At 67.2% G+C, this 7,545-nt stretch carries 6 protein-coding genes; all 6 read left to right on the top strand.

Annotated elements, in window-relative coordinates; translation table 11 throughout:
• On the top strand, positions 1-2,786 hold a 2,786-nt coding region (locus ACIRA7_RS13415), incomplete at its 5' end, for an ABC transporter permease/M1 family aminopeptidase (RefSeq protein WP_396221353.1).
• Between the two features lie 54 nt (positions 2,787-2,840).
• Positions 2,841-3,563 (top strand): hypothetical protein, encoded by a 723-nt coding sequence (locus ACIRA7_RS13410; RefSeq protein ID WP_396221352.1) that lies wholly within the window; start codon positions 2,841-2,843, stop codon positions 3,561-3,563.
• A 142-nt stretch (positions 3,564-3,705) separates the two neighbouring features.
• Entirely contained in the window at positions 3,706-4,044 is a 339-nt protein-coding gene (locus tag ACIRA7_RS13405) for a DUF4345 family protein (protein ID WP_396221351.1), read from the top strand.
• A gap of 112 nt (positions 4,045-4,156) precedes the next feature.
• A complete protein-coding gene (locus tag ACIRA7_RS13400; protein ID WP_396221349.1) occupies positions 4,157-5,713 on the top strand; it encodes a M28 family metallopeptidase in 1,557 nt (518 codons plus the stop codon).
• A 121-nt stretch (positions 5,714-5,834) separates the two neighbouring features.
• Complete coding sequence (locus ACIRA7_RS13395; RefSeq protein WP_396221348.1) at positions 5,835-6,242, top strand: hypothetical protein; 408 nt, start codon at positions 5,835-5,837, stop codon at positions 6,240-6,242.
• 96 nt (positions 6,243-6,338) lie between these two features.
• Positions 6,339-7,545: acetyl-CoA carboxylase biotin carboxylase subunit family protein (locus ACIRA7_RS13390; protein WP_396221347.1), on the top strand; the 1,207-nt coding region annotated here is incomplete at its 3' end.

Raw genomic sequence — 7,545 nt, 5'->3', positions numbered from 1 at the left:
CATCGCGACGCCGGGTCAAGCGCGCGGCGCCTCTGGTGCCCTTGGTTCGCGTCGCGGCCCTGACCGTCCCCGCTTCCGGTCGTGCGTATAGCCCGCCGGCGATCCTCGCCGGCTGGCGCAGCGTGACCGCGTTCCATGTCCAGTCACTCATGCGATCGGTACCGTTTCTGGCCATCGCGGCCATCGGCTTCATCAACGTGATGATGTCCTCGTGGTACGCCGACCAGAACGGCCAGAGTCGCAGCTGGCCGATGAGCTGGCTCATGGCCGAGTCGGCGGTGGGATCGGGCGGCTTGTTCATGATCGTGCTGCTCACCTTCTTCTCCGGCGAGCTCGTGTGGCGGGAGCGGCAGGTGCGGCTCGACCAGGTGCTCGATGCCTCGCCGGTGCGCGACTGGAGCGTGTTGCTGGGCAAGTACACGGCGATGGTGCTCATGCTGCTGGCCTTTTCCACGGTGTCGATGACGGGCAGCATGGCGACCCAGCTGCTCAAGGGCTATCCGCACATCGACCTCCCCGTGTACGCGCTGTACGTGTACCTGACCGACTTCCCCAGCTGGCTGCCCATGACGGCGATGGCGTTCCTGGTGCAGTCGCTCGTACCGCGGAAGGCCATCGGTCACGTCATCATGATCCTGGTGTGGACCACCACCATCGTGACCGTCAACCTTGGCTACGACTATCAGCTCCTGCTGCTGGGGCAGTCGCCGGCGCTGACCTGGTCGGACATGAATGGGGTAGGGCCGTACCTGCGGGCGTTTCCGGCCGTGCATGGGTTCAACGTGGGGCTGGCAGTCTTGCTGCTCGCCCTCACCATGCTCGTCTGGCACCGTGGCACCCAGTTGCCACGGCTCGCGCGTCGCCTGCAGGAACGCTTCCATGGGGCCACCCGGTGGCTGGCCGCCGTCGGCGCTGCCGGCGCCACGGCGGCGGCGGGCGTGTTCTACTACCACGCGAGCGTCGAGAACGTCTACACCACGCGCAAGGAGGGGGAACGACAGGCGGTGGAGTACGAGCGCACGTGGCGCCGGTACGAAACGCTGCCGGTCCCGCACGTGGTGGGGATCGCGCTCGATGTGGATCTGGAGCCGACGGACGGACGGGCTCGGGTGGGAAGCCGCTTCACGCTCGTGAACCGTCTGGCCACGCCCATCGACACGATCCTCGTGAACGTGGCGTCCGACGCGCCAGGGCTCGCGGCATCGCTCGACTCCCTCACCTTCGACCGGCCGTTCACCATCCTGAAGGCCGACACGATCTGGGGGGTGCGCTTGGTGCGCCTGGCCACGCCGCTCGTGGCCGGTGATTCCCTGCGCGTGCGATCGGTGCAGCGCTTCCGGGTGCGAGGCTATCCCAACGGCGAGCCGGACCGCTCGCTGGTTGGCAACGGCACCTTCTTCAACCGGGATAAGTTTCCCACCTTTTTCTACTCGCAGAGCAGCGAGCTGCAGAGTGATGAGCTGCGCCGCAAGTACAAGCTCCCGCCGCAGCGGCGTGGCAAGCCGCGCACGGACAGCGCGGCGCTCTTCCGCCAGTCATTCCTGGCCGATGCCGACATGGCGTCGTTCGAGGCCGTTGTGAGCACCGATCCCGACCAGATCGCCATGGCCCCGGGGTATCTGCAACGGGAGTGGACGCGCAACGGCCGACGCTACTTCCAGTATCGCATGGACGCGCCCATCGACAACTTCTTCTCCGTGCTGTCGGCCCGGTGGACGGTCACCAGGGGCTCGTGGAATAACGTGGCGATCGAGGTCTATCACCACCCAGCGCATCGCTTCAACGTGGAGCGCATGATCGAGGCGTCGAAGGCGTCGCTTGCGTTCTACGCACAGGAGTTCGGGCCCTACCAGCACCGGCAGCTGCGCATCCTCGAGTTCCCGCGTTACGCCGGATTTGCCCAGTCGTTCCCGAACACCGTACCGTATTCGGAGGCCATCGGGTTCGTGGCCCGCGTCGACACGACCAACGTGGAAGACACGGACCTGCCGTACTTCGTGACGGCGCACGAGATCGCGCACCAGTGGTTCCCCTACCAGCGCATGGCGGCCGACGTTGAAGGGTCGCAGATGCTGTCGGAATCGCTCTCCGAGTACGCGGCGCTGGTCATCACCGACCGCGCCCATGGACGCCCCTTTACGCAAAAGTTCCTGCGGAGTGAGCTCGACCAGTACCTCCGTGGCCGAGCCGGAGAAACCAAGGGCGAACGCCCGCTCACGCGGGTCGACCTGCAGAGCTACATCTGGTACCAGAAGGGGGCGCTCGCGCTGTACGCGCTGCGCGACCTGATCGGAGAGCGGGCGCTGCACGGCGCCATTCGGGCCTATCTCGACGAGGGGCGCTTCAGTGGCCCGCCGTACGCCACGACCCTCGACCTGATGCGCCATCTCCGCGCTGCCACGCCGGATTCGCTCCAGTCGGCGGTCGACGACTACTTCGACACGATCACCCTGTGGGATGTGAAGACGGATAGCGTGCTGACCACCCCCATGCCGGGCGGCCAGTTCAAGGTCACGGTCATCGGGACCGCCGCCAAGTTCCGCGCCGACTCGCTGGGTACCGAAACGCCGGTGTCGCTCAACGACTACATCGACGTCGGTGTCTTCGATGCGCCCCGCCCCGGCGCCCGCTTGGGTGAAGCGATCGCGATTCGCAAGGTGAAGGTCACCAGCGGCACGGTGCGCGTCGAGTTCACGGTGCCCCGCAAGCCCGTGCGCGGCGGGATCGATCCCTACAACCTCCTGATCGATCGCGTTCCGGGTGACAACAGTCGGGACGCGAAGTAGCGAGGCACCACGGGCCGCGTCACCACTGCATCTGCACCACAGTCTCCCCATCACATGACTCCTACACCTCAAGATCCTGCCACGCCGCTCGACGCCCGTCGTAGCTTCCTCACGCGAGTGGGTGCGCTGATCGGCGCCTCAACACTCGGCGCGTCGACACTGCACGCCGCAACACCAAACGCATCACGTGACGGAGGGCGCGCTGCGGTGGGCGATCCGTTGGTGCATGCGGCCGATGCCTGGATGACTACGCTCCCCAGCGGGCATCGGATGGTCTGGGACGCGTTCACCACGCCCGGGGCCGTGAATGCGGGGCGCTTCTGCAGCAACTGGATGGCCAGCAACGGCAGCGGATACGGCCTCAAACCGACGCAACTCGGTGCCATCATCGTCTTGCGCTCCTTGGCCACCGTGACCGCATTCACCGATGCCATGTGGGCGAAGTATCCGCTCCTCGGCCAGCAGTTGCGCAGCATGGACCCGACGACCAGCAAGCCCTACACCATCAATCCGTTCATGCACCCCGAGCGCGGGGACACGCCGGCCCAGGGTATCTCGTGGGCACCGCTGGTCGCGCAGGGCGTACACTTTGCGGTCTGCGCTGGGACGACGGCTGGGCTGGTGGAGGCGATCGCCGCCTCCCAGTCACTGTCGGCCGATGATGTCCTCGCCGATCTCGTCGCCAACCAGGTTGGGAATGCCCATCAGATGGCGACAGGTATCGTCGCCCTCGGTCGTGCGCAGGAGAAGGGGTTTACCTACGGCGGCGGGGGCTAGCTTTCCGCGTCCAGGGTCTGCGTCGGGGGGGCGTTCGGCGCGAACGCCACTGGTCAGTCGCGGCACGCCGCCGATACGCATCGGCCATCGCTGTGGCGCCAAGCTGTGCGTCAGCCTTCACATCGAAAAAAGGGGAAGCACGATGAACGCGCTGGGCTACGTAGGCGCCGGTCTGTCGGTGGTTGCTGGGGTGATGGGCTTGGTGTGGCCCAGCCAGGTGAGCACCCGGATCGGTTTATCGACGCCGTCGCTCCTTGGTGTGTCGGAGGTCCGTGCCACCTACGGCGGCTTGTTCATCGGTGCGGGTGTCGCCGTGCTGCTCAGCGGTTCCACCACCGCGGCCACCGTGTTGGGCGCGGCGTGGGGTGGGGCGTTCGTCGGGCGAGCGCTCTCGGTCGTGATCGATCGCTCGCGGTCGAAGGAGAACGTCGCGGGCCTCGTTATCGAGGCCGCGATGGCGGCGCTTCTGCTGCTCGCCTGACCGTCGGGCGGCGGCACCACGTGGGCGGAGGCGCCCCGTCAGCGGAATCCCGTGTACTTTCAGGACGCGGACCCCGCCGCGCTCCCCCTTCGCTCCAACCGGCCCGAACCTGATGTTCCCTCTCCGATTCGTGCGGCTCGCGGCCCTCGCTGCGACCCTCGCCCCGGCGCTCGCGCTGTCGGCGCAAGCCAACGCCAAGGCTGGAACCACCGTCAATGCGGCCGTTCCCGCCGCCATGGCGGCCATCAAGCGCTCGGACCTCGAGCGGGATCTCTACGCGATGGCCGGTGATGGCATGCGCGGACGCGAGGCCGGCACGCCCGACGAAATGCGCGCCTCCATCTGGGTGGCCGATCAAATGCGCCAGATCGGCGTCAAGCCGATGGGAGCGGATGGCAGCTACTTCCAGTGGTGGAACATGGTGCGGACGCGCGTCTCCACGGTGTCTACCACCGCAGCCCTCGGCGACAAGGCACTCACCGTCTGGAAGGATTTCGTGCCACTGGGCTCGAGCAATGCCGATGTGAGCGCGCCCGTAGTGTGGGTCGGCACCGGCGCCGACTCCACCATCGATGTGCGCGGAAAGATCGCCGCGCTGCAGATCACCGCACCGTCGGCCGCGTCGATTCGCACCACGACCAACTCCGCCGAAGTACGCTACGCCAATGCGGCGATCGCTGCCGCGACGCAGCGCGTGCAGCGGCGTGGCGCGGTCGCGATCATCTTGGTGGCCGACTCCATCACCGATGTCGCCTTCGACGGGCTCGGCGTGCTGCGTGAGCGCGGCACGTATGACGTGGATGGGGGCGCGCCGCGCTTCGCGGGGCAGGCCACGCAGGCGGCTCGTCCGCAGTCCGCGCGCGCGGCGCCCACGCCGGCGTTCCTCATGCGCGGCGCAATGGCCGCCGCGCTCAAGGCGGGCGGCGTAGCCGAGATGCACGTGCGCGTCGAGCACTTCACGACGCCCTCCAGCAACATCATCGGCGTCGTGCGCGGCACGGACCCCAAGCTCCGCGACGAGTACGTGCTGTACAGCTCACACCAGGACCACGACGGCGTGCGGTACGTCATTGACGGCGATTCCGTGTGGGCCGGCGCCGACGACAATGGAACCGTCAGCGTCGCCTTGCTCGCTATTGCCCGCGCGTTCGTCAAGCAGCCGGGTAAGCGTTCGGTGCTCTTCGTGTACCACGGCGCCGAGGAACGGGGCCTGCTCGGCTCCCGCTATCATGCCGCGCACCCCGTCGTGCCCTTGCAGAGCATTGTGGCCGTCCTCAACGGCGACATGATCGGCCGCAACCACCCCGATTCGGCCAGCTTGCTCGGCATCCAACCGCCGCACCGGAATTCCACGGAACTGGTCGACATGGCGCTGCGTGCCAACACGCTCACCGGGGCCTTCAAACTGGACTCGATCTGGGATCGCCCCACGCACCCGGAAGGATGGTATTTCCGCAGCGATCACGTGCCATACGCGCGACTCAATGTGCCGGCGGTGATGTACTCCACAAACCTGCATCCCGACTACCACACCCCCCGCGACAAGCCCTCGGCCATCGATTATCCGAAGCTCACCCGCATGACGCAGTGGATGTACCTCACCGGCTGGTACGTGGCCACGACGCCGAAGCGCCCGGCGATCGATCCAGGATTCAAGCTGGAACGCTGATCGGACGCCGGTCGCGCGGTAACCGCACAGGGCTGAATTGCGTTCTCCCCGCGCGCTCCCCATTTTCACCCGCACGCCTCGGCGCAGGTCCGATGGCGTCACCTAACTAGGAGGATGTGCGATGCAGGCACTCGTGCGCCGCATGCTGGGCCCGGCGTTGGCAATCACTGCGCTGTCGTTGTCCGCCACCGCAGCCCGCGCTATCACGGGGCAGGCGAAGCCCCAGCTGTCCATCGAAGCCGAGCGGTCGCCGCAGGGCGCCCGCATCACCTTCAAGGGCAAGAACTGGCCGGCCGCCGCCCGCGTCAAACTCACGGCCACACGGGCGCCGGCTTCCAACAAGCCGCAGGATTTCGGCATGGTTGACGCCGATAGCACGGGTGTCTTCAGTCTGCGCAAGGTCGCGATCTGCACCACGAACAGTCAGGAAGATGGCGCGTTGGAAACGGTGACCTTCACCGCCGCCGACTCGGCGACCGGAGTGAAGGCCACGGCGACGGCACGCGGCGGCGCCTGGGTCTGTCAGTAAGTCGGATTGCGGTCCGCGTTTCGGTCGCGGTGTTGCCTCCCGGGCGGCACCGCGATCGTGCATCTGTCCTCGATCCTTCCCAAATAGAGCCGCGCCATGTTCGTGATCTTCGTCTGTCCGATCTTCTCGCCCGCGGCCACGCAGATGATCGAGGCCGCGCTCGCCGAGCCGCACGTGCGGCTCGGCGTCATCGCGCAGCAGTCCCTCGCCACCCTGGCACCGCACACGGCCGATCGGCTCGCCGCGCACTGGCAGGTGGATGACGTCACAAACGTCACGTCGCTCGAACACGCGGTGCGCGCCCTCGCCACCACACACGGTGCCGTGGCGCGCTGCTTTGGTGCCTACGAGCAGCTCCAGCAGCCACTCGCCATCGTGCGCGAACGACTCGGTATTCCCGGCCTCTCCAGTGTGGCCGCGCACAACTTCCGCGACAAGGCGCGCATGAAGGACGCCCTGCGCGCGGCCGGGGTCCCCGTCGCGCGGCATCGGTTGATCACGTCGCGCGACGACGCCTTGGCCTTCATCGCCGAGGTCGGGTACCCCATCGTGCTCAAACCGCCCGCCGGGGCCGGTGCGATCGCGACGCAGCGCATTCGCGAGGTGGAGGCGCTCGACGCCATGCTCGCGAACTATCCCGCGACCCCGGCCAATCCGATGCTCGCCGAGGAGTTCCTGCGCGGCACCGAGTACTCGCTGGAAACCGTCTCGGTCGACGGCAACGCGATCTGGCACTCGCTCACGCGCTACGGCCCAACGCCGCTCGACGTCGTGGAGAATTCCTGGATCCAGTGGACGGTGTTACTGCCGCGCGAGATCGACGCCCCCGAGTTCGACGACATCCGCGCAGTGGGCGCGAAGGCGCTCACCGCCCTCGGGATGGGCACCGGTGTCTCGCACTGCGAGTGGTTCCGTCGTGACGATGGGAGCCTCGCGATCAGTGAGATCGCCGCCCGTCCGCCCGGCGCCAACATCACCACCATGATTTCCCGTGCGAACGATATGGATTTCGTGGCGGCGTGGGTCCGTCTCATGATCAACGGGACCTTTATCCCGCCCCAGCGGCGCTACGCCGTGGGAACCGCGTATCTACGAGGGCAGGGCACCGGTCAGGTCCGCACCGTCGAGGGACTCGACGCCGTCCAGCAGCAGTTCGGCGCCCTCATCTGCGATGCCCGGCTACCGTATCCCGGACAGCATCCCACGGGGAGCTACGAGGGAGAGGGCCACATCATCGTGCGTCACCCGGAGACCTCCGTGGTGCAGCATGCGCTACAACGTATTGTCTCGAGCGTTCGCGTCC

This window comes from Gemmatimonas sp. (assembly GCF_044376735.1).
GTDB lineage: Bacteria > Gemmatimonadota > Gemmatimonadetes > Gemmatimonadales > Gemmatimonadaceae > Gemmatimonas.
The sequence above is the reverse complement of the archived record's forward strand: the minus strand, read 5'-3'. Positions and strand labels throughout refer to the sequence as shown.